Source organism: Paenibacillus arenilitoris (genome assembly GCF_014705655.1).
Lineage (GTDB): Bacteria > Bacillota > Bacilli > Paenibacillales > Paenibacillaceae > Pristimantibacillus > Pristimantibacillus arenilitoris.
Genome location: NZ_JACXIY010000028.1, coordinates 78,389 through 103,619, shown reverse-complemented (window position 1 = coordinate 103,619; position 25,231 = coordinate 78,389). Strand labels below are relative to the sequence as shown.

The 25,231-nt window shown below is 57.4% G+C and carries 23 protein-coding genes and 1 other annotated feature; of the genes, 13 read left to right on the top strand and 10 right to left on the bottom strand.

From position 1 onward, the window contains the following. Positions 1 to 17 precede the first annotated feature (17 nt). Both IDH41_RS22165 and IDH41_RS22160 read left to right on the top strand, forming a co-directional pair. Positions 18 to 473, top strand: coding sequence for a RidA family protein (locus tag IDH41_RS22165; protein WP_190864952.1), 456 nt, complete (start codon positions 18 to 20; stop codon positions 471 to 473). A 1-nt stretch (position 474) separates the two neighbouring features. After that, positions 475 to 712 (top strand) — a binding site (T-box leader). A gap of 45 nt (positions 713 to 757) precedes the next feature. Then, positions 758 to 1,942, top strand: coding sequence for an aminotransferase class I/II-fold pyridoxal phosphate-dependent enzyme (locus IDH41_RS22160; protein WP_317890798.1), 1,185 nt, complete (start codon positions 758 to 760; stop codon positions 1,940 to 1,942). Positions 1,943 to 2,141: 199 nt separating this feature from the next. Here IDH41_RS22160 and IDH41_RS22155 read toward each other — a convergent pair whose 3' ends face one another. Next, positions 2,142 to 3,275 carry a winged helix DNA-binding domain-containing protein gene (locus IDH41_RS22155; protein WP_190864950.1) on the bottom strand — a complete coding sequence of 378 codons (1,134 nt, stop codon included), beginning with the start codon at positions 3,273 to 3,275 and terminating at the stop codon, positions 2,142 to 2,144. Positions 3,276 to 3,492: 217 nt separating this feature from the next. On the opposite strand from IDH41_RS22155, the gene IDH41_RS22150 reads away from it, so the two are divergent. The 5 genes from IDH41_RS22150 (at position 3,493) to IDH41_RS22130 (ending at position 9,074) form a co-directional block, all read left to right on the top strand. Further along, a complete protein-coding gene (locus IDH41_RS22150; protein WP_190864948.1) occupies positions 3,493 to 3,810 on the top strand; it encodes a Dabb family protein in 318 nt (105 codons plus the stop codon). Between the two features lie 86 nt (positions 3,811 to 3,896). After that, positions 3,897 to 4,565 carry a bifunctional 2-keto-4-hydroxyglutarate aldolase/2-keto-3-deoxy-6-phosphogluconate aldolase gene (locus IDH41_RS22145; RefSeq protein ID WP_190864946.1) on the top strand — a complete coding sequence of 223 codons (669 nt, stop codon included), beginning with the start codon at positions 3,897 to 3,899 and terminating at the stop codon, positions 4,563 to 4,565. A 287-nt stretch (positions 4,566 to 4,852) separates the two neighbouring features. Further along, positions 4,853 to 6,238, top strand: coding sequence for a class II fumarate hydratase (gene fumC / locus IDH41_RS22140; RefSeq protein ID WP_190864944.1), 1,386 nt, complete (start codon positions 4,853 to 4,855; stop codon positions 6,236 to 6,238). A gap of 201 nt (positions 6,239 to 6,439) precedes the next feature. Further along, positions 6,440 to 8,383, top strand: a complete 1,944-nt coding sequence (locus IDH41_RS22135) for an ABC-F family ATP-binding cassette domain-containing protein (protein ID WP_190864942.1) — start codon at positions 6,440 to 6,442, stop codon at positions 8,381 to 8,383. A gap of 58 nt (positions 8,384 to 8,441) precedes the next feature. Beyond that, positions 8,442 to 9,074, top strand: coding sequence for a fumarylacetoacetate hydrolase family protein (locus tag IDH41_RS22130; RefSeq protein ID WP_190864940.1), 633 nt, complete (start codon positions 8,442 to 8,444; stop codon positions 9,072 to 9,074). Positions 9,075 to 9,165: 91 nt separating this feature from the next. On the opposite strand, the gene IDH41_RS22125 is transcribed toward IDH41_RS22130, so the two are convergent. The 3 genes from IDH41_RS22125 to IDH41_RS22115 form a co-directional block, all read right to left on the bottom strand. Then, on the bottom strand, positions 9,166 to 9,609 hold the full coding sequence (locus IDH41_RS22125) for a Dps family protein (RefSeq protein WP_397328401.1): 444 nt from the start codon (positions 9,607 to 9,609) through the stop codon (positions 9,166 to 9,168). Between the two features lie 339 nt (positions 9,610 to 9,948). Beyond that, on the bottom strand, positions 9,949 to 11,892 hold the full coding sequence (locus IDH41_RS22120; protein ID WP_190864937.1) for a glycoside hydrolase family 15 protein: 1,944 nt from the start codon (positions 11,890 to 11,892) through the stop codon (positions 9,949 to 9,951). A gap of 9 nt (positions 11,893 to 11,901) precedes the next feature. After that, positions 11,902 to 12,930: a LacI family DNA-binding transcriptional regulator gene (locus IDH41_RS22115; protein WP_190864935.1), complete on the bottom strand. Its 1,029-nt coding sequence runs from the start codon at positions 12,928 to 12,930 to the stop codon at positions 11,902 to 11,904. A gap of 130 nt (positions 12,931 to 13,060) precedes the next feature. Here IDH41_RS22115 and IDH41_RS22110 point away from each other — a divergent pair, with 130 nt between their 5' ends. The 5 genes from IDH41_RS22110 to IDH41_RS22090 all read left to right on the top strand — a co-directional run bounded on the left by IDH41_RS22110 (position 13,061) and on the right by IDH41_RS22090 (position 18,685). Further along, on the top strand, positions 13,061 to 13,285 hold the full coding sequence (locus IDH41_RS22110; protein WP_190864933.1) for a hypothetical protein: 225 nt from the start codon (positions 13,061 to 13,063) through the stop codon (positions 13,283 to 13,285). Between the two features lie 136 nt (positions 13,286 to 13,421). After that, positions 13,422 to 14,741 (top strand): sugar ABC transporter substrate-binding protein, encoded by a 1,320-nt coding sequence (locus IDH41_RS22105; protein WP_190864931.1) that lies wholly within the window; start codon positions 13,422 to 13,424, stop codon positions 14,739 to 14,741. A 130-nt stretch (positions 14,742 to 14,871) separates the two neighbouring features. Further along, positions 14,872 to 16,185 carry a carbohydrate ABC transporter permease gene (locus IDH41_RS22100; protein ID WP_190864930.1) on the top strand — a complete coding sequence of 438 codons (1,314 nt, stop codon included), beginning with the start codon at positions 14,872 to 14,874 and terminating at the stop codon, positions 16,183 to 16,185. A 2-nt stretch (positions 16,186 to 16,187) separates the two neighbouring features. Next, positions 16,188 to 17,027 (top strand): sugar ABC transporter permease, encoded by an 840-nt coding sequence (locus IDH41_RS22095; RefSeq protein ID WP_397328409.1) that lies wholly within the window; start codon positions 16,188 to 16,190, stop codon positions 17,025 to 17,027. 5 nt (positions 17,028 to 17,032) lie between these two features. Beyond that, a complete protein-coding gene (locus tag IDH41_RS22090) occupies positions 17,033 to 18,685 on the top strand; it encodes an alpha-amylase family glycosyl hydrolase (protein ID WP_317890797.1) in 1,653 nt (550 codons plus the stop codon). Positions 18,686 to 18,770: 85 nt separating this feature from the next. Here the strand turns inward: IDH41_RS22090 and IDH41_RS22085 are convergent, their stop codons facing one another. After that, positions 18,771 to 20,024: an MFS transporter gene (locus tag IDH41_RS22085; RefSeq protein ID WP_190864924.1), complete on the bottom strand. Its 1,254-nt coding sequence runs from the start codon at positions 20,022 to 20,024 to the stop codon at positions 18,771 to 18,773. A 318-nt stretch (positions 20,025 to 20,342) separates the two neighbouring features. Then, a complete protein-coding gene (locus IDH41_RS22080; protein ID WP_190864922.1) occupies positions 20,343 to 21,266 on the bottom strand; it encodes a LacI family DNA-binding transcriptional regulator in 924 nt (307 codons plus the stop codon). A gap of 431 nt (positions 21,267 to 21,697) precedes the next feature. Between IDH41_RS22080 and IDH41_RS22075 the strand changes: the two genes are divergently transcribed. Further along, positions 21,698 to 22,255: a GNAT family N-acetyltransferase gene (locus IDH41_RS22075; RefSeq protein WP_190864920.1), complete on the top strand. Its 558-nt coding sequence runs from the start codon at positions 21,698 to 21,700 to the stop codon at positions 22,253 to 22,255. A 133-nt stretch (positions 22,256 to 22,388) separates the two neighbouring features. Here the strand turns inward: IDH41_RS22075 and IDH41_RS22070 are convergent, their stop codons facing one another. The 4 genes from IDH41_RS22070 to IDH41_RS22055 form a co-directional block, all read right to left on the bottom strand. After that, positions 22,389 to 22,904, bottom strand: a complete 516-nt coding sequence (locus IDH41_RS22070; protein ID WP_190864918.1) for a GrpB family protein — start codon at positions 22,902 to 22,904, stop codon at positions 22,389 to 22,391. 133 nt (positions 22,905 to 23,037) lie between these two features. Then, positions 23,038 to 23,940 carry a dihydrodipicolinate synthase family protein gene (locus IDH41_RS22065; protein WP_190864916.1) on the bottom strand — a complete coding sequence of 301 codons (903 nt, stop codon included), beginning with the start codon at positions 23,938 to 23,940 and terminating at the stop codon, positions 23,038 to 23,040. 63 nt (positions 23,941 to 24,003) lie between these two features. Then, positions 24,004 to 24,522: a GNAT family N-acetyltransferase gene (locus tag IDH41_RS22060; protein WP_190864914.1), complete on the bottom strand. Its 519-nt coding sequence runs from the start codon at positions 24,520 to 24,522 to the stop codon at positions 24,004 to 24,006. A 26-nt stretch (positions 24,523 to 24,548) separates the two neighbouring features. Continuing rightward, on the bottom strand, positions 24,549 to 25,001 hold the full coding sequence (locus tag IDH41_RS22055) for a MarR family winged helix-turn-helix transcriptional regulator (protein ID WP_190864912.1): 453 nt from the start codon (positions 24,999 to 25,001) through the stop codon (positions 24,549 to 24,551). Positions 25,002 to 25,231: the final 230 nt, after the last annotated feature.

Sequence of the window (25,231 nt, the reverse complement as noted above, 5' to 3'; positions counted from 1 at the left end):
GCCGAAAGGGGAAGCTTATGGCGGCAACCGGAATAGAGAGCAGGCTTGAAGGGCTGGGCATCGCGCTTCCCGCCGCAAGCGATCCGGCGGCGAAATACGCGAATTGCGTAATCGCTAACGGCTTTCTGTACGTCTCGGGCAAAGGGCCCGGGGGCAAGCCGAAGGGCAAGCTCGGCCGCGACTTTACGACGGAGGAAGGCTACGCCTACGCGCGGCTGGCCGGCATCGAGGTGCTGGCGGTGGTCAAGGAGGCGCTCGGCTCGCTCGATCTCGTCAAGCGGGTCGTGAAGGTGCAGGGCTTCGTCAACGCGGTACCGGAATTCGAGGAGCATCACAAAGTATTGAACGGGTATTCCGATCTGATGCTGGACGTCTTCGGCGAGAAGGGCGTGCACGCGCGGTCGGTGCTCGGGGCAATCTCCTTGCGGGATAACTTGCCCATTATCGTGGATTCGATTTTTCAAGTGGAATAGCATACATTCGATGACGAGAAAGAGTACGTTAGACGCCTGATCGGACAGAGAGTTGGGGCAGCTGAAAACCAACGTTCGGGCGCTTGCGGAAAGCCATCTCCGAGAAGCAGGCTGAAGCGAGAGTAAGCCCTGCCGCAGGTCCAGCGTTAACGGGAACGCGTATTGACGGATACGTAGCGGAGTGTCGCGCTTTGGCGCGGAACTAGGGTGGTAACACGGGTATGAGACTCGTCCCTTTTACAGGGGCGGGTCTTTTTTTGTTTGATAACAGAGGAGGAGAACCAATGAGCAAATCGTCAATGAGCGACAAGCTGTCGCCGGCCGTCAGGCAAATTCCGCCTTCGGGCATCCGCGCTTTTTTCAGCTTGGCGGAGGGCAATAAAGACATTATTTCGCTTGGCGTCGGGGAACCGGATTTCGTGACGCCGGAGCCGGTCAGGGCGGCCTGCGTACGCGCTCTTGAGCTCGGCCGCACGACCTACACGCCGAACGCGGGGCTGCTCGAGCTGCGCGAGGAAATCGCGAAGTACTTGAAAGATAGCTTCGAGATCGAATACGAGCCTGCGGACGAAATGATGGTGACGGTAGGCGGAAGCGAAGCGATCGACGCGGCGCTCCGGGCTTTGATCGCGGAGGGCGACGAAATATTGATGCCGGTTCCAAGCTATATCGCGTATTCGCCGATCGCCCAGCTGAACGGAGGAACGGTCGTCGAGATCGAAACGTTCGCGAAGGACGATTTCAAGCTGAAGGCGGAAGCGCTGGAGGCGCATATTACGCCCCGCTCCAAGGTGCTGATCGTGAACTATCCGAACAATCCGACCGGGGCGATCATGACGCGCGAGGATTGGCTGCCGATCGCGAAGCTGGCGGAGAAGCACGACCTGATCGTCCTGTCGGACGAAATTTACGCGGAGCTGACTTACGGCCGGAAGCATGCGAGCTTCGCCGCGCTGCCGGGAATGAAGGAGAGGACGCTGCTCATAAGCGGATTTTCCAAAGCGTTCGCCATGACGGGCTGGCGGGTCGGGTACGTATGCGGCCACCCGGAGCTGATCGCGGCGATGCTGAAAATCCACCAGTACACCGTCATGTGCGCGCCGATCCTCGGGCAGGTCGCGGCGATCGAATCGCTGCGTAACGGATTAGGGGAGAAGGACGCGATGATCGAGTCCTACGCCCAGCGGAGAAGGATGTTCGTGAAGGGCCTGCGGGACATCGGGCTGCCCTGCCACGAGCCGCAGGGAGCGTTCTACGCCTTCCCGTCCGTCGCGCATACGGGGGTGACCTCGGACGCCTTCGCCCGCATGCTGCTCAACGAAGCGAAGGTCGCCGGCGTGCCGGGGCATGTATTCGGCAAAGGCGGCGAAGGCTTCATCCGCTGCTCCTACGCCTCCTCCGTGGCCAGACTGACGGAAGCGCTGGAGCGGATGGACCGCTGTCTGCGAAGCTTCCCGGGGGGAAGCTAAGGGACGCTGGCGGATGGCTCCCCTCACCGGAAGCCGCTATCGCGGCGGGGAAATCGTGATTCACCGCCCCTCGAGCCGAGCTCGTTCCGCCCGCCGCGCGCTTCGGCCATTATTTCGGCCGGCAGTGCTCCAGCCGAGATCGTCGCCGGCGGCCGATACGGCCCGCATCGACGAAACGGGCCATTCGGGGATGGGTTCGTTAAATCCCGTTGACGAGTCGGATATCGTGCGCGCTGCCGGCGGCCGCGAAGCGAAGCAGGCCGCTGCCCTCCTCGGCCAGAGCCGACTGTTCCGCTTGGGTTAACGGCTCGAACGGCGCAAGGAAGAGCGTCGCCGAGCCGCGCGATTTTTCGATCCGCCAAAGGCCGCGCACGAAGCCGTCGACGAGGAAGGTCGCGCGAATGATGCCGTTGACGGTGAAGATGAGCGGTTTGTACCGCTCGTCCATGATACGGCTCCGGTCCGCGTAGGAGAGCAGCATGTTGTCGAATTCGGACAGGAAGCGCGGCGGCGCGATGGTGTCCGGATCCGGCAGCGGCGCATCCGGCAGGTCGAGCAGCTCGGCGCCGTGTTCGTCCGTGAACGAACGGAGCCGAGGACGAAGGCGTTCCGCCGCTTCCCGCAGCCCGGTGAGCCCGGACCACACCTGTATGTCGCGGACCGAGGCCGGTCCGAAGGCGACCAGATAACGGAGAAGCAGGCCGTCCGGCGCGGCGTTGTCCGCCAGTGGGGAGCCCAGCCAATTCTCGGCGGTTGTGTGCGCGGCTTGGCCGCCGGAGCCCCATATGCCGCGCGGCGGCACTTGGACGAGCGGCAGCAGGCTGCGGGCGGCGTTTGTAAGCGCGGCCGCGGCGCGTCCGGGCCAATGGCCGGCGAGCTGCTTGCCCAGCTCGTCGAACGTAAGCGGCTCCTCCTCGACGAGCGCGCGGCTGACGTCCGCGAGCCGCGCGAGGTCGACGCCTTCGAGCTGCCGGCCGTAGGCGCTTCGAAGGGCGCGGTCAAGCCCGGCCTGCAGCATGGGGCGGAAGGCGAGGCAGTCGCGCGCGGACACGAGGTGAATGGTCGAACGCATGAGCGCGAGCCGAACCGCCTCGCGGCTCTCGAGCAGCTCGGACAGCTGCTCCTGCCGGAAGCCCTCGAGCCTCGTCCATAGGCCGAAATACGGCGGATTCGGCGCTTGCGCCTGCATGCCCGCCAGCCGCTCGATCGCTTCAAGCGCCGGCAGCGTCGAGCGGCGCAGCAGCAGCTGGCGTTCGAGCAGGGCGCGGTTAAGCGCCCGCTTGCTAAGAAGCGGCGCCGTGCCGCCGATCGGCAAGTACCGGGATTTGGTCATGCGCTGCAGCCTCCTCGGAAATGTATGCTTTTCCCTATTATACCGGCTTCCTCCTGACAACTCTATGTCAGTGACGTTCAGGTTCGTCGAAGGTGAAATGCAGCATCCGGTTGCGCCAATCTGCGGCGCCGACAATAATCCGCAGGCCATTTCAATCGCCTGCAACAATATGTTATTTTAAAAACAAACCATTTTCATAGAATAGGGAGCGATGTACATGTCAGCGCAGTCGAAGGAATGGATTTTGCATTCGGTTATTTTCAGCTTGAAGCACGAGCGGGGTTCGGAGGAGGAGCGACGGTTTCTGGAGGACGGGAAGCGCATTCTGACGTCCATTCCGACCGTAATGAACTTTCAAGTCTATAAGCAGGTTAGCGCCAAAAACGAATACGATCACGGCTTCGCCATGGAATTCGCCAGCCAGGCCGACTATGACGCCTACAACGAGCATCCTCTCCATGTCCAGTTCGTGAACGAGCGCTGGAAGACGGAAGTCGAGAAATTTCTGGAGATCGATTATACGAAGAACGATTGAAGATTCGCAAGATAGCGCATATAATGAGCGTAATAGATAGAACATTTTCGCACCGAAATGAACAAAATAGGAAGAGGGACTGACGAATGAAAAAGCTTAAAGTGCTTCAGCAGCTGACGGAAGCGGGCGTCGTCGCGGTGCTGCGCGCCGATTCGCCGGAGGAAGTGGCGGAGATGGCCCGCCGCGCCATCAAGGGAGGCATCAAGGCGATCGAAATTACGATGACCGTTCCCTTCGCCCTGCGCGCGATCGAGCAGCTGTCGAAGGAATATTCCAGCTCGGCGGCGCCGGACGCCGACGATTACGCGATCATCGGCGTCGGCACGGTGCTCGATCCGGAAACGGCGCGGGCCGCGATTATGGCGGGAGCCGAGTATGTGGTAGCTCCGGCGCTGAATGCCGATACGATCAAGCTGTGCAACCGCTACGCGATTCCGGTCATGCCGGGCACGATGACGGTCCAGGAGATCCAAACCGCGCTCGAGCTCGGCGTCGACGTCGTGAAGCTGTTCCCGGGCAACCTGTATTCCCCGAGCGTCATTCCTTCCATTAAAGGACCGCTCCCGCAGGCGAACATTATGCCGACGGGCGGCGTCTCGCTCGACAATTTGAAGGAATGGGTCAAAGCGGGCGCGGTAGCGGTCGGCATCGGCTCGGACCTGACGAAGGATGCCGTGAAGACGGGCGATTTCTCGCTGATCGAACAAAAGGCGGCAGCCTATATCGCGGCGTACCGCGAAGCGAAAGGCCTGTAACGCGGGTGCCCTGATGGAGTTTCTCCGTCGGGGCTTTTTTTACGAAAAAAGGTGAACGACCAACGATGCTTCGCCGCGTCCGCGATCCGTTCGAGCCGGTCAGCGGTGGGCCGGCCGCCAGCGGACTGTGAACATAAAAAAGCCACCTTAAGAGGTGACTTCTTGTTTATCTGGTACTATCTTCAAAGCTTGACGGGCGGTTAACTTGCTTCCGGGCCGGAATAGCGTTATAACAGAAACAGAGCGAGTAATAGACAAATCAATAGGATGAAGGAGACGTTCAATTCATGGATTATCGCATTGAGAAGGACACGATGGGTGAAATCAAGGTTCCCGCGGACAAGCTGTGGGGCGCCCAAACGCAGCGAAGCCTGCAAAATTTCAAAATCAGCGGCGAGCGGATGCCGATCGAAGTCGTCTACGGCATGGCTTATATCAAGAAAGCGGCCGCGCAGGCGAACGAGAAGCTGGGCGTGCTGGATGCCGCGAAATCGGCCGTTATCGGCGAGGTCGTCGACGAGATCGTAGCCGGCAAGTGGGATGAGCACTTCCCGCTCGTCGTATGGCAGACGGGCAGCGGCACGCAGACGAACATGAACGTCAACGAAGTGATCGCGAACCGCGCGAACGCGCTGCTTGCGGAGCGCGGAAGCGACGTGCGCATCCATCCGAACGACGACGTGAACCGGTCGCAAAGCTCGAACGATACGTTCCCGGCGGCCATGCACATCGCGGGCGTCATTGCGCTGGAGGAGCGGCTGCTGCCGGCGCTGGACCTGCTGAACGGCACGCTGCGCGCGAAGGCCGAGAAGTTCAACGATATCGTCAAAATCGGCCGCACGCATCTGCAGGACGCGACGCCGATCACGCTTGGCCAGGAAATCAGCGGCTGGTATTCGATGCTGGACAGGACGCGAGCCATGCTCGTGCAGAGCGTCGAAGAGATGCGCGACCTTGCGCTCGGCGGAACCGCGGTAGGCACGGGGCTTAACGCGCATCCCGACTTCGCGGTGAAGGTGGCCGAGGAGGTGTCGGCTTTGACGGGCAAACGGTTCGTGACGGCGGCGAACAAGTTCCACTCGCTGACGAGCCACGACCAAATCGTGTACACGCACGGCGCGATCAAAGCGCTCGCGGCCGACTTGATGAAAATCGCCAACGACGTCAGATGGCTCGCCAGCGGTCCGCGCTGCGGCATCGGCGAGATTACGATTCCGGAGAACGAGCCGGGCAGCTCGATCATGCCGGGCAAGGTCAATCCGACGCAGAGCGAAGCGCTGACGATGGCCGTCTGCCAAGTCATCGGCAACGACACGGCGATCGGAATGGCGGCAAGCCAAGGCAACTTCGAGCTGAACGTGTTCAAGCCGGTCATCATCTATAATTTCCTGCAATCGGTCGCGCTTATGGCCGACGGCATGGTATCGTTCAATGACAACTGCGCGGTCGGCATCGAGCCGAACGAAGCGGCGATCAAGCGCAACCTGGAGCAATCGCTCATGCTCGTAACGGCGCTTAACCCGCATATCGGCTATGAGAACGCCGCTGCGATTGCGAAGAACGCGCACAAGAACGGGCTGACGCTCAGAGAGTCGGCCATCGCCAGCGGCTTGCTCACTTCGGAGCAATTCGACGAATTCGTACGTCCGGAGAAAATGATCGGCAAAAAATAATGCGATCGCATGCGGGGAGGCCGGCGCCAAGTCATCGGAATGACGGGGCGCCGGCCCTTTTTTTTGCGGCATGACGGCTTCACGGGCGGGTGCGGACTCGCGCATGGACGGTGAAGCGGGCGTTTGTTTTGTGGTATGATACGAGTGGTGCCAATGCCATGTCGGCGGCGCCATCATTCTAGAAAAAAGTAGGTTTGTCCCATGCACTTATTATCGGTTGAGCATATAACGAAAAGCTATGGCGAGAAGCTGCTGTTCGAGGACGTCACGTTCGGCGTGGAGGACGGCGACAAAATCGGCATTATCGGCGTGAACGGAACGGGCAAATCGACCTTCCTGAAGGTGATCGCGGGCCTTGCGCCGGCCGATTCGGGCACGGTCTCGGTCGGCGGCAGCGTGACCGTGCGCATGCTGGCGCAGGACCCGGCATTCGCGCCCGGCGAGACGGCGCTCGAGCATGTGCTCGGCGGCGATTCGCCGCAGCTTCGCGCCGTGCGCGGCTATGCCGCCGCGCTGGAAGCGATCGAGCTGAAGCCGAATGAAGCGGCGCTTCAGGAGCGGTTGATCAAGGCGAATCAGCGGATGGACGAGCTGGATGCCTGGCAGCTGGAAAGCGAAGCGAAGACGGCGCTGTCGAAGCTTGGTATCAACGATTACGACGCGAAGGTAGAGACGATGTCGGGCGGCCAGCGCAAGCGGGTCGCCATGGCGGCGGCGCTGCTGCTGCCGTCGGACGTCCTTATTCTCGACGAGCCGACGAACCATATCGACAACGACTCGGTCGCCTGGCTCGAAGGAATGCTGCAGAAGCGGAGAGGGGCGCTGCTCATGATTACGCATGACCGCTACTTCCTCGACCGGGTCAGCAACCGCGTCATCGAGCTTGATAGAGGCCGAGCTTACTTCTACCAGGCGAATTACAGCCGCTTCCTCGAGCTGAAGCTCGAACGCGAGGAGAGGGAGGCCGCGTCGGAGGCGAAGCGGCAAAATCTGCTGCGGAATGAGCTGGCGTGGATCCGCCGCGGCGCGAAGGCGCGCACGACGAAGCAGAAGGCGCGGATCGACCGGTTCGAATCGCTTAAGGCCGATGCGCCGAAGCAAGCGTCCGGCAAGCTGGACGTATCGGTAGCCTCCAGCAGGCTGGGCCGAAAAATCGTGGAGCTCGAAGGGGTGACGAAGCGGTTCGGCGACCGGACGCTTATCCGCGACTTTAGCTATATCGCCGTACCGGAGGATCGCGTGGGTATCGTCGGCCGCAACGGCAGCGGGAAGTCGACGCTGCTGAAGCTGATCGCCGGCAGGCTGGCGCCGGACGAAGGAACGGTCGAGCTTGGCGCGACGGTGAAGCTCGGCTGGTTCTCGCAGGAGCATGAGGAGATGGATCAGAGCCTGCGCGTCATCGAATACATCCGCGAAGGGGCGGAGCAGGTGAAGACGGCGGACGGGACGACCGTCTCGGCCGGCCAAATGCTCGAGCGGTTCCTGTTCTCGCCGGCGATGCAGTGGACGCCGATCTCGAAGCTGTCCGGAGGCGAGAAGCGCCGGCTGCAATTGCTGCGCGTCCTTATGGATGCGCCGAACGTCCTGCTCCTCGACGAGCCGACGAACGACCTCGACATTGCGACGCTGACGGTGCTCGAGGATTATTTGGACGACTTCCCCGGCGTCGTCTTCGTCGTCTCCCATGACCGTTACTTCCTGGACCGGACGGTCGAGAAGGTGATCGGGTTTGAAGGAAACGGCATTATCACCCACCATACGGGCAACTATTCCGATTATCAGGCTTTCGTCGAGAAGCTGGGCGGAGGAGACGGAGCCGGCGCCGCGCCGGCATCCGCCGTCAAAGCTGCGGCTAGTCAGCCGGGCGGGACCGTTGCCGGCGCCAAGCCCGCCGGCCGGGAACGCGCCCTCAAGATGTCGTACAAGGACCAGAAGGATTTCGAGCAAATCGACGGGTGGATCGCGGATGCCGAAGCGGAGCTGCAGGCGATCGCGGAGCGCATGGAGGAAGCGAGCAGCGACTCGGCGCGGCTGCAGGAGCTGGCCGCCGAGCAGCAGCGGCTGGAGGAGAAGCTCGAGAAGCTGATGGACCGCTGGACGGAGCTGAACGAATTGGCGGAGCAGATCGCCGCGCAGAAGCAATAGATCCCATTGCAGACCTTGACGGTAAACGGGATGAACGATTAAGGAGGTTGAATAACGGATGAACGGAAGCGATATTCGGAACATTTATTGCATCGGCCGGAATTACCGGCTGCATGCGCTGGAGCTCGGCAACGAGGTGCCGGACGAACCGCTCGTATTCACGAAGCCGACCCATGCGATCGCGCCGATGAACGGCAACGTCATCGAGCTGCCCGGCGATGTCGGCGAAGTGCACTTCGAGCTTGAGATCGTGCTTCGCATCGGCCGCGCATACGAGCCCGGCATGGATGCCGACCTATGCGTCGACGGCATGACGCTTGGCCTTGATTTGACGCTGCGCGACGTGCAATCGAAGCTGAAGGCGAAGGGCCAGCCTTGGCTGGCGGCCAAAGGCTTCAAGGGCTCGGCGCCGCTCGGCAATTGGCTGCCTTACCCGGGCGCCGCGGCGCTTGCGGAGAAGGAGTTCGTGCTCGTGCGCAGCGGCTCCGAAGCGCAGCGCGGCAACGCCCGGGACATGCTGTTCGGCGTGTCCGAATTGATCCGGTACGTCGGGGAACGTTACGGGCTTGGCGCGGGCGACATCCTGTACACGGGAACGCCGGCCGGCGTGGCCGCGCTGAAGGACGAAGACCGGCTGCTCGCGATATGGGGAGACGATGTCGTGGGAAGCTGTTCGGTTAAGCTCGTTTGATCGTTTGATATGGAACGGAAATAACCCGCCGGTGACGAAGAAGGTGTCTTCGCAACCCGGCGGGTTATTTTTTTTGATTGCGACCAGGTCCTTATCGGCCGTTGAACGCGCTCAGCATCCACACGTGCTTCTCGAGCGACGTATGAATCGCGAGCAGCATATCGGCCGTCGTCTCGTCACCTTCCGCTTGGGCGGCCTCCATGCCGTCCCTCAGCTCCCCGATGACGATGGTGAAGTCGGCGATCAGCTGATCGACCATTTGCTCGGCGTTCTCGATGCCGGAAGCTTCTTTAATGCTCGAGGTCGACAAATAGTCCTTCATCGTCGCGATCGGCTTGCCCTTCAGCGCCAGCAGCCGCTCGGCGATTTCATCCACGTGAAGCGCGGCTTCCTCGTAAAATTCCTGGAACTTGGCATGCAGCGTGAAAAACTGGGTGCCCTTGACGTACCAATGGAAGTTGTGCAGCTTAATATAAAGAACGCTCCAGTTCGCAATTTGCAAGTTGAGATGATCTTGAACAGTCGGCATTGTCATCATCCTTTCTGAGTGGTAGTCTGCGCCATAAACGAACCGTAAATACGCTTGAAGCGGAAAATAACGGAATGTTTAATTATTAGACTAATTCCTTGTTTATAATTATTACAAATAAGAGCGGGATTGTCAAGCGAATCGGCCGGAGGTTGGGTGGATAAGTGCGATATCGCACTTATTGTGCCTAGAAGGCGAGTTAGCGGAGGCGATAAGAGCGAATTCGCACTTATTGCATCATGAGGCGGTGGAATCGGAGGCGGTGAAAAGGGGGGCGAGGATCGCCGACCGGCGCCGAAATAAAAAGCAGCAGTCCCCGGAAGCTCCGGACGGCTGCTGCCAGTATTAGGCGCTCTCCGCTTCGGCGAGCATGAAGACGGTCAGGACGAACATCGCGTGCGACCAGGTCAGCGGCACGACCCATGCCGTCCCGCCCGTCGTTTTGTCCACTTGCTCCGGCAGCAGGCCGGTCTCCGTGCGGTGCGCCATCGCCCACTTCAGCAGCCGCTTCGCCTCGTCAATGCTGCCGGTCCGGATGCGGTAATGGGCGAGCCACAGCGTCGTCAAAATCCACGGATTGCCGCCGACGTAGGTGTCGTCCTCGTACCGTTTGATGCCGCCGACTCCGGGAACGGTCAACGCCTGCTCCACGGCATCCGCCGTGCGGCGCATATAGTCGTGATCGGCGGGAACCGCACCGAACGGGACCGCGAGGCCAAGCAGGCTGATATCCAGCACGGCATCATGCTTCAGCACATGCTTTTTGTACCCTTTGGCAAGCTCCGCGACATAGCCTTCCGCGCCCGCAGCCACCGCTTGCTCATATTTGGCGGGCTTAACCGTCAGATTCACTCCACGATAAAAGCTGCCCGCCTGACCGTTCCAGCAATCGTCCACGATCGCGGCCGATATCCGTTCGGCGGCAGCCGTCCAATCCGCGGCCAGATCCGCGCGGCCGGCCAGCCCGGCGAAGCTCGCCGCCGCCGTCAGCCCGCCATATACGGCGGCGGACGAATAGGTGTGCGAGGCTTCGCGCTCTTCCCACAGATCGATGCTCGGCCTTGGCAGCCCGCTCTCCGGATCGAGGAACCCGATCAGGAAAGAAGCGCCTTGCTCGACGGCCGGCCATACCTTCTCGGCGAAGCTCCCGTCCCTCTTCTCCAAATAATGCTGCCACATCCCCCACAGAATGGATGAGCCTTCGTCGATCTGCAGCCCCCATGACGGCGCCAGGCTGCCGTCGTGGTAATGGCGCTGCTGCCACGAGCCGTCCGGCGACTGCGCCGTAAGCGTCCAGGCATAGAAGCGGTCGGACAGCTCGCCAAGTCCCGCTTTATCGAGCGCGGCCGTAATGAACGCGGCATCCCGGCCCCAGCAGTAGGAATAGCCGCCGCAACGGGAGAAGTTTTCGTCGAATTCAGGCGCGGCGATAATGCTGCCCGTCGCTTCATCGGACATGAGCTTGAACATGAGCAGCGATCGTTCGTAAAGCACGGCGATTTCCGCATCGTCCAGCGGGCACGGCGTCGCGGCCGCGAGAAACGTCCGCCAATAATTTTCCGTCGCCGTCCTCCACTCGGAGCTCGGCTTGCGCTTCGCCGCCCGCATTTGCCGCAGGACGCCGGCCTCGTCATGGCCGGCCGCGATATAGACGGGAATCGTGGCGGAAGCGCCGGGCGCAAGCCCGTCGATCTTCCATTTCAAAGCGCCGTCCGGCCTCATATCGATAACCGAGCCGCCAAGCTCGCCGCCTTGCGCGTCCTCCCATGCCAGTCCCGCTTGATAGCCTGCGCACACGTTTGCACTCGAAAGCGCAAAATAATAGCGATGGCGAAAATGAACCAAAGCGTCTTCGGCTTCGTTGAACATCGTCGTATTGTACAGCTTGTTCTCGCCGATCCGGAACGACGAATGCATAATAAACGAGAACGAAACCGCCTCGTCACTTTCATTCGTGAACGTATACTCGCGCACGATAAGGTCTTCGCCCGGCACGGCGAAGTGCAGGCTGCTCACCTTCACCGGATCGGCCGCAGACCGAGCCTGCACGCGCAAAATATTCGTCGCGGGCACATAGGCCGCTTCATGCGTCCAGCCCCCGCCTTCCTCGTCGAACCAGGCGACGGAACCTCCTTCCCGCTGCAGCCCCGTCCGAACCGCATCGACATGCTGCGGGAAATCGATGTTCGGCCACCACAGGCGATACATCCGGCCGGTGCGGCCAAGCGAGGCGAGAAATTTGGAATTGCCGATGATGGCATCGACCAAATACGGTTTTTTGTTCGTCATGCTATAGGGTCAGCTCCTTTTGGGTAAGGCTTGAATCGAAGATTCGCGCACGATCAGCCGGTGCGGGATGATGATGCGGCTTTGATGAACGGTCTCTTCCTGAATGAGCCGGATCAGCATTTGCGAGGCGGTGTACCCGAGCTGATACGTGCCGATGTCGATGGAGCTGATCGGCGGCGTGGCAAGCTCGGATAACGCGATGTTATTGAAGCTGACGATGCTCAGATCGTCCGGCACGCTGTAGCCGAGCTCGGTCAAGCCGCGCAGCACGCCGAAGCCGACGACGTCGTCGATGACGACGAGGCCGCTCGGCCGCTCGGGCAGGCTCATCATGAACGACATCGCCCGGTAGCCGCTTTGCTGCAAAAACTCGCCCTCCACGATCCATTCGGAACGGGCCTGCAAGCCCGCTTCACGCAGCGCTCTGCGATAGCCCTTCATCCGGTCCTGCGCGACCGTGAGGGAAGGCGGCCCGCTGACGAAGCCGATGCGCTCGTGCCCCTGAAGAATCAAATGATGCGTCGCGTCATAGGCAGCCTGCTCGTTGTTATTGTCGACGGACAAAATATTCGGGTGATCGTCCGTGCGCCCGATCAGCACGGTTGGAAAATCGTGCTTGCTCAGCATGTCGATGAGCGGATCGTTGACACGGGACGACAGCAGAATGACGCCGTCGACCCGGCGTCCGAGCACGAGGCGGGATACCGTCTCGATCTCGTCGCCGGGCGAGGTGGCGGCCGTCAGCAGCATATCGTAGCCGGCCCGGGTCGATTGCGTCAGTATGCCGCGCAGCAGCTCGCCGAAGAAGAAATCCTGGAACAGCTCCTCGGCCGGCCGCGGCAGCATAATCGATAGCGTCTGTGTCGTTTTGGAGACGAGGCTTTTGGCCATCATATTCGGGTGGTAGCCCATCTCTTCCATAATCCGTTTTACCTTCTGCGAAGTCGCTTTGCTGATTCTAGGGTGGTTGGATACGACTCTGGACACGGTAGAAGGAGAGACGCCGGCGGCTTTCGCAATATCTTTAATGGTAACCATAATCATTGAGCCCCCATCGCGCAATCGTGTGTGCATGCTATGCTTCATCCTAATGCAACTGTTGTCTAAATGTAAATATATAATGCGGCAAAGCGTTTCACAAATGTTAAAAAACTGAAGCAGAGCGAGAATGACGGCGGAAATCGAAGAGAAGCCATTATTTTTATTAAGCAATGAACTGTGCAAACGTTTTAACAAACTCTTGCCCTTGTTGTATGATGAGAACACGATTAGAAACGCTTACATCATTACATTAGCCGTTAAAAAACGCAAAAAAACGGCTGAAAATGCGATTTCAAAGCACTTCCCGATGCTTGTTGCACAAACGTTTGCGCATGCTTGTCCGGAGGCATGAAACGCCATTCTGCCAATCGTCAAGCATAGCGTGCGCGGCAAGCGGCATTTCGATGCAGGGAGCGCGGAATTCGCGAAAAGCGGCGTTATTTTCGGTCAAAAGAGCAGGTAACACCATTACGGAAGGGGATCCAAGCATGAAAAAGTGGTTTGTCATGTCTTTAGTCGCGGCTTTGTTTATCGTATCGGCATGCGGCGGCGGCAACGGAGGAAGCAATACGGAGAACGCGGGCAACGCCGCAACGAACGCGCCGACAAATAATGCCTCGGGCAACGCGAACGAGGGCGCGGCCGAAGGCGAGGATATCGCGCCGGAGGAAGGCGCGTCGCTGCTCGTATGGGAGAGCAAGGAGGAGCGTCCGTTCGTCGAAGCGATCGCCAAGGAATTCACCGAGAAATACGGCATCGAGGTTCGTTTCGAAGAGGTAGGCGCGGCGGACCAGGTGACGAAGCTGACGACCGACGGCCCGGCCGGCCTTGGCGCGGACGTCGTCGTGTTCCCGCACGACAATCTCGGACGCGCGATTACGGCGGGACTCGTCCTTCCGAACGATTTCTACGAGGAGCAATCCAAAACCGAGAACTCCGAAATCGCCGTCAACGCGGTTTCGTACGACGGCACGCTGTACGGCTATCCGCGTTCGGTCGAAACGTATGCGTTGTTCTACAACAAAGCGCTGATCAAGGAAGCGCCGAAGACGTTCGACGAAATCGTCGAATTCGCCAAAACGTACAACGACCCGGCCAGCAACAAGTTCGCCCTGATGTGGGAAATCGGCAACTTCTACTTCAACTATCCGTTCATCTCCACGGGCGGCTACGTCTACGGCGACAACGGCCAGAACAAAGACGATATCGGCCTGAACAACGAAGGCGCGGTTAACGGCGTGAAATACTACGGTTCCTTGAAGGACGGCATCCTTCCGATGAATACCGGCGACGTCACGTACGATATCAAAAAAGGCTTGTTCACAAGCGGAACGCTGGCAATGGACATCAACGGTCCATGGACGATCGGCGATTACCGGAACGCGGGCATCGATTTCGGCGTAGCGCCGCTGCCCAGCATCAACGGCCAGCCGGCTTCTTCCTTCTCCGGCGTCAAAGCGTGGTACGTGAACAGCTTCTCGGAATACCCGCAGGCGGCGCGTCTGTTCGCACGCTTCGCGTCGACGAAGGAAGCGCAGCTGAAGGACTTCGAGATCACAGGCGCGATTCCGGCGAACACGGAAGCGACGAACGATCCGGCCGTGCAGAACGACGAGATCGTCAAAGGGTTCGTCGCCCAGTTCAACCAATCGACGCCGATGCCTTCCATCCCGGAAATGGCGAACGTATGGAGCCCGATCGCGGCGGCCTTCTCCGACGTTTGGAACGCCGGCAAGGACGCGAAGGAAGCGCTCGACAACGCGGTGCAGCAAATCAAAGACGCCAATAACGGCGCGGCCGCGCAATAACGGTTCACCGCTCATCCACCGGAATCACCCGCCGAAGCAGGTTCGGCGGGTGAACCGACGTTTATTCCGAAAGATGCGACAGCGCGACAACGATCCGTTTTTTTAGATGAAAGGAAGGGAGCCGGGCGGCATGAATCGTCATCGCAGCACCGCGGCCGTTTTGTCCGTACTCTTCATGGGGCTTGGGCAATGGTATAACCGCCAGTTTACAAAAGGACTCATTCTACTCGCCGTCGAAGCGGCGGCGCTTTTCTATTTTATTCCGAATTTAGGCAAGGCGATCTGGGGCGTCGTCACGCTCGGCGAGAAGACGCAAGGACTTCAGAAAGTGGGTAAAATCACGGTCCGCGTCGCAGGGGATCATTCCATCAACCTGCTGATCGGCGGAATTATTACGCTATTGGTGTTTGCCGTATTTTTGATTATTTACGCGATGAATATCCGCGATGCATACCGGACGGGCGCCCTGCGGGAGCAAGGCGTCCCCCCGGCGAATTTCAAGCAGACATGGGCGCATGTGACGGACAAAAATTTTCCGCATCTCATGCTGTCGCTGCCGGCGCTGGGCGTGCTGTTCCTGACGATCATGCCGATCATTTTCATGATTTTGCTTGCCTTCACCAACTATGCGTCGCCTAATCATATTCCGCCGAAGTCGCTTGTCGACTGGGTCGGCTTCGAGACGTTCACGAACCTGCTGACGCTCAAAACATGGAGCAAAACGTTTTTCGGCGTATTTACGTGGACGATTATATGGGCGGTCATCGCGACGTTCACGACTTACTTCGGCGGCATGCTCGTCGCGCTGCTGATCGAGTCGAAGGGCGTTCGGTTCAAAAAGCTGTGGCGGACGCTGTTCATTATTCCTTACGCGATTCCGCAGCTTATTTCCCTGCTCGTCATGCGCAACCTGTTCAATGGCCAATTCGGCCCGATCAACCAGTACCTGGGCTATTTCGGCCTCGGCAAGCTGCCCTGGCTGACCGATCCGTTCATGGCGAAGGTGACGGTCATTCTCGTCAATATGTGGGTCGGCATCCCCGTGTCGATGGTTCTCATTATGGGCGTGCTGACGGCCATTCCGAAGGATTTGTACGAGGCGGCGGACGTGGACGGCGCGACGGGCTTCCAGAAGTTCAAAATCATTACGGTGCCGTTCATCCTGTTCTCGACCGCGCCGATTCTCATTATGCAGTTCGCCGGCAACATCAACAACTTCAACGTCATCTTCCTTCTGACGAATGGCGATCCGGTCAAGGGCGACTACCAGTTCGCGGGCAGCACCGACCTGCTCGTGACGTGGCTGTATAAGCTGACGCTGAACAACAGCCAGTTCAATATGGCTTCGGCGATCGGCATCATTATTTTCTTGATCGTGGCGTCGTTCTCCATCTGGAACTATCGCCGCTCGCGGTCATTCAAAGAGGAGGATATGATCCAATGAAAATGGGACGCAAACCCGGAACCTTCCTTCGCTTGACGTTAAGCTACGCCGTCCTGATCGCGATCGCCGTCTGCGCGGTCTATCCCGCTCTTTGGGTGGTGCTGTCCTCGCTGCGGCCGGGCGCTTCGCTCTACAGCGAAAGCCTCATTCCGGAGTCGTTCACGCTGGCGCACTACAAGGAGCTGTTCACGAGCCAGAGCTTCCGCTACGGTCTCTGGTATGTGAATACGCTCAAGATCGCGACGCTGACGATGATCTTCTCGACGATTCTGACGACGCTCAGCATGTACGCGCTGTCGCGCTTCCGCTTCCGCGGGCGCAAGAACGCTCTTACCGTCATGCTCGTTCTCGGCATGTTCCCGGGCTTCATGAGCATGATCGCGATATTTATTTTCCTGCTGCAGCTTAATTTGCTCGACACGCACGCCGCCCTGATTATCGTATACTCTGCAGGCTCGGTGCTCGGCGGCTTCGTCGTCAAGGGGTTCTACGACACGATTCCGCGCAGCCTCGACGAAGCGGCCCGGATCGACGGCGCGACGCATTTGCAGGTGTTCATCCGCATCATGCTGCCGCTGTCCCGTCCGATGCTGACTTACGTCGCGCTTACGACGTTTACGGGCTCGTGGGTCGACTTTATTTTCGCAAGGCTGGTGCTTCGCTCCAAGGAGAACTACACGCTGGCCGTCGGCATGTGGGAGCTCGTCAATTCGTATCAGAACAGCAATTTTACGCTGTTCGCGGCGGGCGCCGTGCTCATCGCCATTCCGATCACGCTGCTGTTCGTCTTCCTCCAGCGCTTCCTCGTGCAGGGGCTTACATCGGGCGCTTCGAAGGGATGATCGCCATGGGACGGAAGCGGCTGGGGGCGCTGCTGTGCGCGTTGACGCTATTGGGAACGACGGCTTGCTCTTCTGCGGAAGAGGCGGATAACCGAGGGGACGAGCCGGCCGTTCAAGATGCGGCGGCCGGCGGAACGGCCGGGGAAGGAACGCCGCAGACGGCGGCTTATGCGGTCGACGAACAGCCGGGCACGGTATTTTACGAAATATTCGTCCGGTCGTTCTACGATACGGACGGCGACGGAATCGGCGATCTGAACGGCGTCACGGCTAAGCTCGATTATTTGGAGGAGCTTGGCGTCGGCGGCATCTGGCTCATGCCGATTAATGCGTCGCCCAGCTATCACGGCTACGATACGACCGATTACTACGCGGTGAATCCGGATTACGGCACGCTGGACGACCTGAAGCGGCTGCTGGACGAAGCGCATAAACGCGGCATCAAGGTCATTATGGATCTCGTCGTGAACCATTCGAGCAGCGAGCATCCTTGGTTCAAGGAGGCGATCGCCGATGCCGGAAGCCCGTACCGGAGCTGGTACACGATCGTGCCTTCGGACGAGAAGGTGGACGCGGGCGGCGCGGTGGACGGCAATCCGTGGCATGCGGCCGGCGGCTCGAAGTATTTGGGCGTTTTCTGGAGCGGCATGCCCGACTTTAATTTCGACGAGCCGAAGGTGCGCGAGGAAATGATCAAGATCGGGCAGTATTGGCTGAAGCAGGGGGTGGACGGCTTCCGGCTCGACGCCGCCAAGCATATTTACGGCGACTTTAAGTCGACCGTCGCCTCGCCCGAGGTGCAGGCCGCCAATAAGACATGGTGGCAGGAGTTCCGCGCGGGGATGCGCGAGGTCCGCCCCGAGGCCTACTTGATCGGCGAGGTGTGGGATTCGCTCGCCGTCATCGCGCCGTATTTCGATAACGCCCTGGATTCGGCGTTCCACTTCGATCTCGCCGACCGGCTGCTAAGCGCGGCGGACGGCGAACGCGACCCGGATCTCGCGTTCTCGCTCGGGCGGGCGTACGGCGTCTATGAGCAATCGTCGGGCGGGAATTTCGTGGACGCTCCGTTCCTGAGCAATCACGACCAGAACCGCGTCATGACGGCGCTTGGCGGCAATGCCGAGCATGCGCGGATGGCGGCGGCGCTGCTGCTTACGCTGCCGGGCACGCCGTATTTGTATTACGGCGAGGAGATCGGCATGCAGGGCGCGAAGCCGGACGAGTACATCCGCGAGCCGATGATCTGGTACCGCGACCCGAACGGCGAGGGCCAGACGACCTGGGAGCGCTCGCGCCATAACGCGGGGGCGGGCGCGGTATCCGTCGAAGCGCAGACGGACGATGAGGCGTCGCTGCTGAATCATTACCGCCGTCTGATCAAGTGGCGCGGCGAGGAGCCGGCCTTGCGTGACGGAGGCATCGCCGAATACAAGCTGGAGCCCGCGAATCCGAAGCTGAGCGTCTACGTCCGCATGACGAAGACGGAGCGCGTGCTCGTCGTCCATAACTTGTCGGGCGAGGAACAGACGGCGGATTTGCAGGCGCCTGCGACGTTCGGCGCGTTCGCGGAGATTGCCCGTGCGACGGACGGCGCCGCCGCGCTGGACGGCAGCCGGCTGACCGTGCCGGCATACAGCACGGTCATATTGAGGTAGAGGGGAACCGCCGGGGATGGCGGTTCTTTTTTTTCTGCATGCTGTGGTGGCGGGCAGGCGCAGGGCCAAATGACTTGGAATCCGGCTAATCATATTCTCGCATCGTCTTCATGCGGATGAACGCGATTCCGCACAATAGCAGCATCGCGGCTCCGCTTATCGTCATGACGTCGGCCGGCCCGTACTTGTCGGACAGCGAAGCGAACAGGGCGAGGCCGACCGGCGGCGCGACGCCGGTCAAGGCGCCGAGCAGGCCGAATACTCTGCCCTGCAGCGCGGGATCGATCGCGACGCGGAGCCGGGTGAAGACGATCGTCGTGCTGAACGAGAAGAGGAAGCCGACGAGCAGGACGAGCGGCAAGGCGGGGAGAGCCGACGGCATTTGGGCGATCGCGACGAAGAGCGGCCCCATGCCGATCACGCTGCCCATCGTCCATATGCCTCTTCGCTTCAAGCGCCTGTCGAAGCGCATGATGAGGATGGCGCCCGCCACGTAGCCGAGAGGGATGCACGCTTCCAGCAAGCCGAAGACGAAAGGCCTCGCCTGCCACACCTGCACGGCCATAACCTGGACGAGCATGAACGTTGACAGGAAGAAGAACATGACGAGCGGCAGCAGCGTAACCGCGGCTCTGGCGAATTCGTTGCGCCGGACGTAACGGAACCCTTCCGCCAGATCCTGCTTGAAGGAGGTTTTGCTCGCCTCTGCGCGCTTATCCGCGGCGTAGGGGAATTTCCCCGCGAACAGGAGCAGGCACGCCGACAGCAGGAACGTCGCGGCGTCGATCGCGATCGCGGCCGCGCCGCCGAAGGAGGCGACGGCGATGCCGCCGATGGCGAAGCCCGCGATCCGGATCGCGTTGTCCGCGATGCTGATGGCGCCGACCGCCTGCGTCAGCTGCTCTTTGCCTGCGATTTCAACGAGAGAGGCCTGAAAGGCTGGGGTGCGGAAGGTGCCGGCGAAAGCGACCAGACCGGTCAGCAGGAGGATGGCGGAGAACGGCACACTCGGCAAATAGACCAGAACGGCGATGGCGGCGACGAGCGCGAAACGGATCAGGTCGGTCGCCCACATTAACGTGCGGCGGTTGACGCGGTCCGCGATCGTGCCGGCGAACGGGCCGAACAGCATGCCGACGATCAGATGGGCGATCAGAACGGCCGACATCAGCTTCGCGCTGCCCGTCGTCTGCAGCACCCACAGGTTCAGGGCGATGCTATGGAAGGTGTTGCCGAGCAGCGAGACGCCGTAGCTGGTGAACACGGCCAGAAAGGCGCGGCTGCGCCAGATGGAAGCGGGGGCGGGCGGGGCGCTGGTTTCTTTTGCGAATGGAAGCATGGCGATTCCTCCTTAAAATGATATAACTTAAACGTTTAAGTAACGAAAGATTGAGGCGAACCTTAGTGTCGGTTCGCCGAGTCGGTCGGATGCTATAGTGGATTTTATCCAGCATAGGCGCGGGATTTGGGCAAGAACGTCGGTAATATTGGATTTCATCCAGCAAAAGCAGCTTCAAAAGGGCGGAGAAGCTCGAAAGCGCCTATTATTTCTGCAATAATCCAGTATAGCGCACGATTTTGACTGGGCATGGGCAAATTAGTGGATAGAATCCAATATATCGCCGCCCGGGGCTGCTGCGGCGCGCGAATAGCGCCATTAATCGTTAACGGTCTTAACCCTCACGTATTGATCCGACGGGCCGCTCCGCGGATCGCGAAGCAGACGGAGCATGAGCTCGAACGCGGCCTCCGCCTTGCGGCTGCCGAACGCGATACGGACGGCGGCGGCCGGCACGATCTCGGGGCAGCCTGCGGTGCAGATGACGGCCAGCTTGGCGGGGTCGGCATAGTTGCAGGCAACGGCGGCCGCGAATTCGCCAAGCACGATGCCGGTTCGGTCGGCGTTGCCGCTCAGAAACGCGTGTAACCGCGCCTCGTTCTCCATGACATGAACGCGTTCCGCCGGAACGCCCGAGCTCTGCGCAATCGATGCGGCCAACTCGGCATTGTTGACGTTTTCCGCGATCAGGTAGCTCTGTTCGGGCCCGAAGGAGGCGCTCAGCTTCGCGAAGGCATCCTCGTAATCGTAGTTCAGCTTATAGAACAGCGGATCGTCGATGAGGCCGTCGACCGCGATAAGCGGCACGCCTTCCGAGAAGCGGCTCGAGATCAGGTGGAAGCTTTCCTTCTTCGCGTCGACGACGAATACGCCGTCCAGCTTGCGCTCCGAGATGATGTCGAGCTTCGGGTTGGCCGCGTCTAGGCTGGATAATACGACGTGGTAGCCGCGCTCCGTCAGCAGCCGTTCAAGCCCGTCGACAAAGGGGGCATGACGAAGTCGGCTCCAGGAGCCGCCGGATGCGGGGCGGTTGATCAGGATGCCGATCAGGCCGGATTTTTGCATCACGAGCGATCTGGCGTTCAGATTCGGCACGTAGTTGAGTCGCTTAGCCTCGTCAAGCACCCTGCTCCTCGTCTCGTCCGGTATCGTCTGATTCGGCGCGTCGTTGAGCACGTAGCTGACGGTAGCGACCGATACGCCGGCGGCTTTGGCGATATCCTTGAGCGTAGCTTTCTTCATGGCGCATGGCTCCTTCCGCGCTTGCTGCGGCAATGGACATCGATTGCTCGTTCAGCAATGGTTCGATTGAACTTAATCGTTTAAGTCATTATCTCATGAACAGGATTCGGATGTCTAGGGGCCAATTTTGCAATTGGCTCCCAACAGAATCGTTCGGAACGATTCGGATATTTCACGGTTGTAAACGCCTTTTTGATAACCGGTAATATGGATTCCATTGGATTTTGTGTATGCTTATCATTATCCGATATAAATGTATGTTTTCTCAATATGGAGAGCGTTGTATCGGTCGATCGGGAACATGCGCGGTGAGCACGGCGGAGGCGGGGGTGAATTAATTAAGAAGAGCGGCATGACCTATCAGGCTGCTAAGGAGTAGAAGGATGCTCACGTTCGGAAGTGATGTTAAAATACGTTCAGGAGGGAGAATGATGAAGATGACGTTTCCGGTTCTAACGACCGACCGGCTCGTATTAAGAAAAATGGCCGCCGTCGACAGCAGGGACATGTTGACCTACCTGTCGGACGAGCGGGTCATGAAGCATTACGGCATGAGTCCGTTCGAGTCCGAGCAGGACGCGCTGGATGAGATCGGGTGGTATGACAAGATTTTCGAGACGGAGGCAGGTATCCGCTGGGCGCTGCAGACGAAGGAAGGCCAAGTGATCGGCTCCTGCGGCTTCCATAACCGGGACCATCGCCATCACCGGGCGGAACTCGGCTTCGAGCTGTCCGCCGTGCACTGGGGTCAAGGGCTCATGCGCGAAGCGCTAGCCGCCGTGATCGCTTACGGATTCGAGGCCATGTCACTGAACCGTATTCAGGCGCTCGTCGAGCCGGCCAACGCGCAATGCGTGCGGCTGCTCGAGAAGGCGGGCTTCCGACGGGAAGGACTGCTCGCCCAATATGAATTTACGCTGGGGAAGTACGACGATCTGTTCATGTACGCCCTGGTCAAATCGGAGTACGCGAACCGGCGTCCGCTATGACGGGCTGACGAGCAAGCGAAAGGTGTCAGCAGAAAATAGTTTTAGACTGGCCTTAGAAATTGGAACAGCGACAGCTGCGGACGAGAAAACAAAGTCCTAGACTGACGCTGTTCCATTGAACTAACGTTCTCCGTTAGGTTAATCCTAACTTCTCCATAATCTTGTTTATAAAGTCCGTTTTTGCGTGGGAATAAGTAATTTTGTCGGTTTGATGTGTTCTGGAAAGCGTCTCTTTTAGAGTCTGGTATTCATCCAATGCCTCATTGTCATTCAATAAATAATCCCGGAAAGCAAGTTGCTTTTTCAGATATATATTGCCCGTTTGGAACATGTGTATCTGATGAGTTCTTGGCTCTCCTTTACTAAAGTAATGTCTTTCTGGTAGTATATCTGTTCCTTTATATTCATAACCAAGTCGTTCTAAGCCCTGAACACAATGGTTGCCGAGTTGAAAATCGTTCAGTTCGATTGCGATATCGATTATTGGCTTAGCAGATAAGTTTTTAACCGCTGTACTCCCAATATGGTGAACTGCTAGGATAAGTTCACCGAGTTCAGATGTTATCTTCTCACTCTCATTTGTAAATTCTTTTACCCACTCATTCGTCCAAGGAATAAGAAAAACTTCCCCTTTCGGTAGACCAAGCATTGCTTCATCCTCCTAGAGTATATTCTGTTCAATTATAACAGTTATTAGAACAAATCTGCCCGTTACTTCAACGGACAGCGGCATCCGATCATGTAGCCGGCTGCCGCTGTTGATTGTTGAGCTATAGTGCCCGTTAGTTTAATGAAAACTCATTTTGCAACCTTATTAGAATACTCCCTAGCTCTTGACGAACCGTCTCATCTAAGCTTTGTAGTGGTAACGGAAGGCTCGGTTCATCAATGAGTCCCTGCATTTCTGCAATTGTAGCAACTACGCGAAGACTACCATACCTTTGAAACATCTCCCAAAGGGGTTTAAGACGTGTTGATTGGCTTTCAGCTTCGTCCGATAACCCGGCAATTGCGGCTCGTGCTAATCCTGCACATACATTAGGATACAAACCACCAAGTACAGAGTACCATGTTTCGCATCCGGCATTTAAGCCAACTGCAGCATAAGGATCACCACTAACACCTATAGTTACATCGCTCGGAATATGAGCACGTAACTGTTTCACTCTCTCCTTAGCAATATCTAACCCCTGTGGTACCCCAGGTATCTTAATTGAACAGACGTATGGTAGCCGAGCAATATTCCCATGTAATTCATCGCTGAAATGAAAGTGAGTTGTACTTGGATTGTCATATACACAAAGCGGTATAGAAAGTGATTTAGTCACCATTTCATATAACGAATACACCTCAGCACCAGTTAATTGCTGATAGGAAACCGGTGCAAGAAGTACACTGCTAGCTCCAGCCCTTTGAGCATCTTCGGCTAATTGGAGTACATCTCGAGTTCGCAAAGCACTAATTCCAATCATAACAGGGATTCCCTCAGCATTTTCGACTGCAAGTTGAGTGACACGCAAACGTTCCTCACGACTGAGATAAGCATAGCAACCAGTCGAGCCTAATACTCCAATCGAATCAACCTTTGCTGATACCAGACGTTTAAACAGCTTTGTAAACGCTACTTCATCTATTGCAGTCTCACTCATGGGCGTTAGTGGAAATGCAGATAGACCTTTTAACATTAGAATCACGCATCCTTACATATAGATTAATTTTAATAGTTATTACTGTACCAATATGTCATATTAAATCAGTGTCTTGGTCATTATGAGATCAATTTGTTCTTCATCACCCATATAAAAAGAGTGAGCTCCAGTTTGAACAAAACCCATTTTTTTGTAAAAGGCAATTGCGTTCTCATTCTTTTCCCAAACGCCTAGCCAAATCGTATTTTTGTTTTTTCTAATAGCTATTTCCACCGCTTTGTTTTGCAGGTATTTTCCAAGCCCTTTTCCTTGAAATTTGTTTCTAATATAAATCCTCTCAATTTCGAGTGACTCATCACCCATTTTTTCGGATAGTGCATCATTAATATTGACCTTTAAATATCCAGCAAGGACTTCATTAAAACAGATTAAAAAAAATTCCGAAGAGATATTGGACAATTCCTTTTCCAACTGTTTAGAGTTAAATGCTTTTTCCAAATAGACTTTTAAATTTTCAGGTGAATTCTGATCTTTAAATGTATCGTTGAATGTTTCAATACTTATTTCTTGGAGTGTTTGTATATCTTCAAGGCTGCACTTTTTTATTTTAACAGTCATTTTAAATATAGCTCCTTTTTATAAAATCAATAATTTCTCTTGTTTCCCTTTTTTACAAATTCCCAATCAATTTCAATATTTTTCCTAATTTTTTGAAGCAGATGAAAAATGGTTTCTGCTTCACTTTCGGATAATCCCGCTAATGCGACACTATTCGAATGATCATTTTCTCTTTTTATAAATGGAGATACACTTTCTCCTTTCTCTGTTGGAAACAGTTTTTTTATTTTTTTGTTATGTTCATCATCTCTCTTTTCAATAAAGCCATTAATCTCAAGATTTTTTATTGCACGAGCTGCGGTTGTTCGGTCTACTTTAATCATCTCAGCTAACTTTTCTTGAATTATTCCTGGGTTCTCACATATTCGGACAAGGTATAAATACTGCCCTTTTGTTAGGTCATATTCTTTAAATTCTATATTACTTATAGAGTCTAAAGCCCTGGCAATCATTCCAATTTCGCGTAGGATTTCCTTCATATTTGCAACTCCACTAATATTGTTTTTTTCAAATGTGGTAAGACAATATTAGATCACTTTTATTGTATTTGCAACAAAAAACCTAAAGGCTTCTCCATACTATTCTGCCCGTTAGCTTAATAATATGAGGCTTCCCAGCAGAATCCGGTCGAACTTGCGGGGCCTCTTATTTGTTCGACTATGTTAGAACATTTCAAGGAGCATTACGGATGCCGCCGCAGGATTATCGA

Bases quoted from the DNA above. Each gene is read 5' to 3' on its own strand.
- IDH41_RS22070 (WP_190864918.1), bottom strand. From the start codon at position 22,904: ATGCTTGGTCTACCGAAAGGGGAAGTTTTTCTTATTCCTTGGACGAAT.
- IDH41_RS22110 (WP_190864933.1), top strand. From the start codon at position 13,061: ATGACGGCGGAAATCGAAGAGAAGCCATTATTTTTATTAAGCAATGAA.
- IDH41_RS22060 (WP_190864914.1), bottom strand. From the start codon at position 24,522: ATGACTGTTAAAATAAAAAAGTGCAGCCTTGAAGATATACAAACACTC.
- fumC (WP_190864944.1), top strand. From the start codon at position 4,853: ATGGATTATCGCATTGAGAAGGACACGATGGGTGAAATCAAGGTTCCC.
- IDH41_RS22135 (WP_190864942.1), top strand. From the start codon at position 6,440: ATGCACTTATTATCGGTTGAGCATATAACGAAAAGCTATGGCGAGAAG.
- IDH41_RS22165 (WP_190864952.1), top strand. From the start codon at position 18: ATGGCGGCAACCGGAATAGAGAGCAGGCTTGAAGGGCTGGGCATCGCG.
- IDH41_RS22075 (WP_190864920.1), top strand. From the start codon at position 21,698: ATGAAGATGACGTTTCCGGTTCTAACGACCGACCGGCTCGTATTAAGA.
- IDH41_RS22115 (WP_190864935.1), bottom strand. From the start codon at position 12,930: ATGGTTACCATTAAAGATATTGCGAAAGCCGCCGGCGTCTCTCCTTCT.
- IDH41_RS22100 (WP_190864930.1), top strand. From the start codon at position 14,872: ATGAATCGTCATCGCAGCACCGCGGCCGTTTTGTCCGTACTCTTCATG.
- IDH41_RS22130 (WP_190864940.1), top strand. From the start codon at position 8,442: ATGAACGGAAGCGATATTCGGAACATTTATTGCATCGGCCGGAATTAC.
- IDH41_RS22150 (WP_190864948.1), top strand. From the start codon at position 3,493: ATGTCAGCGCAGTCGAAGGAATGGATTTTGCATTCGGTTATTTTCAGC.
- IDH41_RS22105 (WP_190864931.1), top strand. From the start codon at position 13,422: ATGAAAAAGTGGTTTGTCATGTCTTTAGTCGCGGCTTTGTTTATCGTA.
- IDH41_RS22065 (WP_190864916.1), bottom strand. From the start codon at position 23,940: ATGTTAAAAGGTCTATCTGCATTTCCACTAACGCCCATGAGTGAGACT.
- IDH41_RS22095 (WP_397328409.1), top strand. From the start codon at position 16,188: ATGGGACGCAAACCCGGAACCTTCCTTCGCTTGACGTTAAGCTACGCC.
- IDH41_RS22160 (WP_317890798.1), top strand. From the start codon at position 758: ATGAGCAAATCGTCAATGAGCGACAAGCTGTCGCCGGCCGTCAGGCAA.
- IDH41_RS22125 (WP_397328401.1), bottom strand. From the start codon at position 9,609: ATGACAATGCCGACTGTTCAAGATCATCTCAACTTGCAAATTGCGAAC.
- IDH41_RS22120 (WP_190864937.1), bottom strand. From the start codon at position 11,892: ATGACGAACAAAAAACCGTATTTGGTCGATGCCATCATCGGCAATTCC.
- IDH41_RS22145 (WP_190864946.1), top strand. From the start codon at position 3,897: ATGAAAAAGCTTAAAGTGCTTCAGCAGCTGACGGAAGCGGGCGTCGTC.
- IDH41_RS22090 (WP_317890797.1), top strand. From the start codon at position 17,033: ATGGGACGGAAGCGGCTGGGGGCGCTGCTGTGCGCGTTGACGCTATTG.
- IDH41_RS22080 (WP_190864922.1), bottom strand. From the start codon at position 21,266: ATGAAGAAAGCTACGCTCAAGGATATCGCCAAAGCCGCCGGCGTATCG.
- IDH41_RS22055 (WP_190864912.1), bottom strand. From the start codon at position 25,001: ATGAAGGAAATCCTACGCGAAATTGGAATGATTGCCAGGGCTTTAGAC.
- IDH41_RS22155 (WP_190864950.1), bottom strand. From the start codon at position 3,275: ATGACCAAATCCCGGTACTTGCCGATCGGCGGCACGGCGCCGCTTCTT.
- IDH41_RS22085 (WP_190864924.1), bottom strand. From the start codon at position 20,024: ATGCTTCCATTCGCAAAAGAAACCAGCGCCCCGCCCGCCCCCGCTTCC.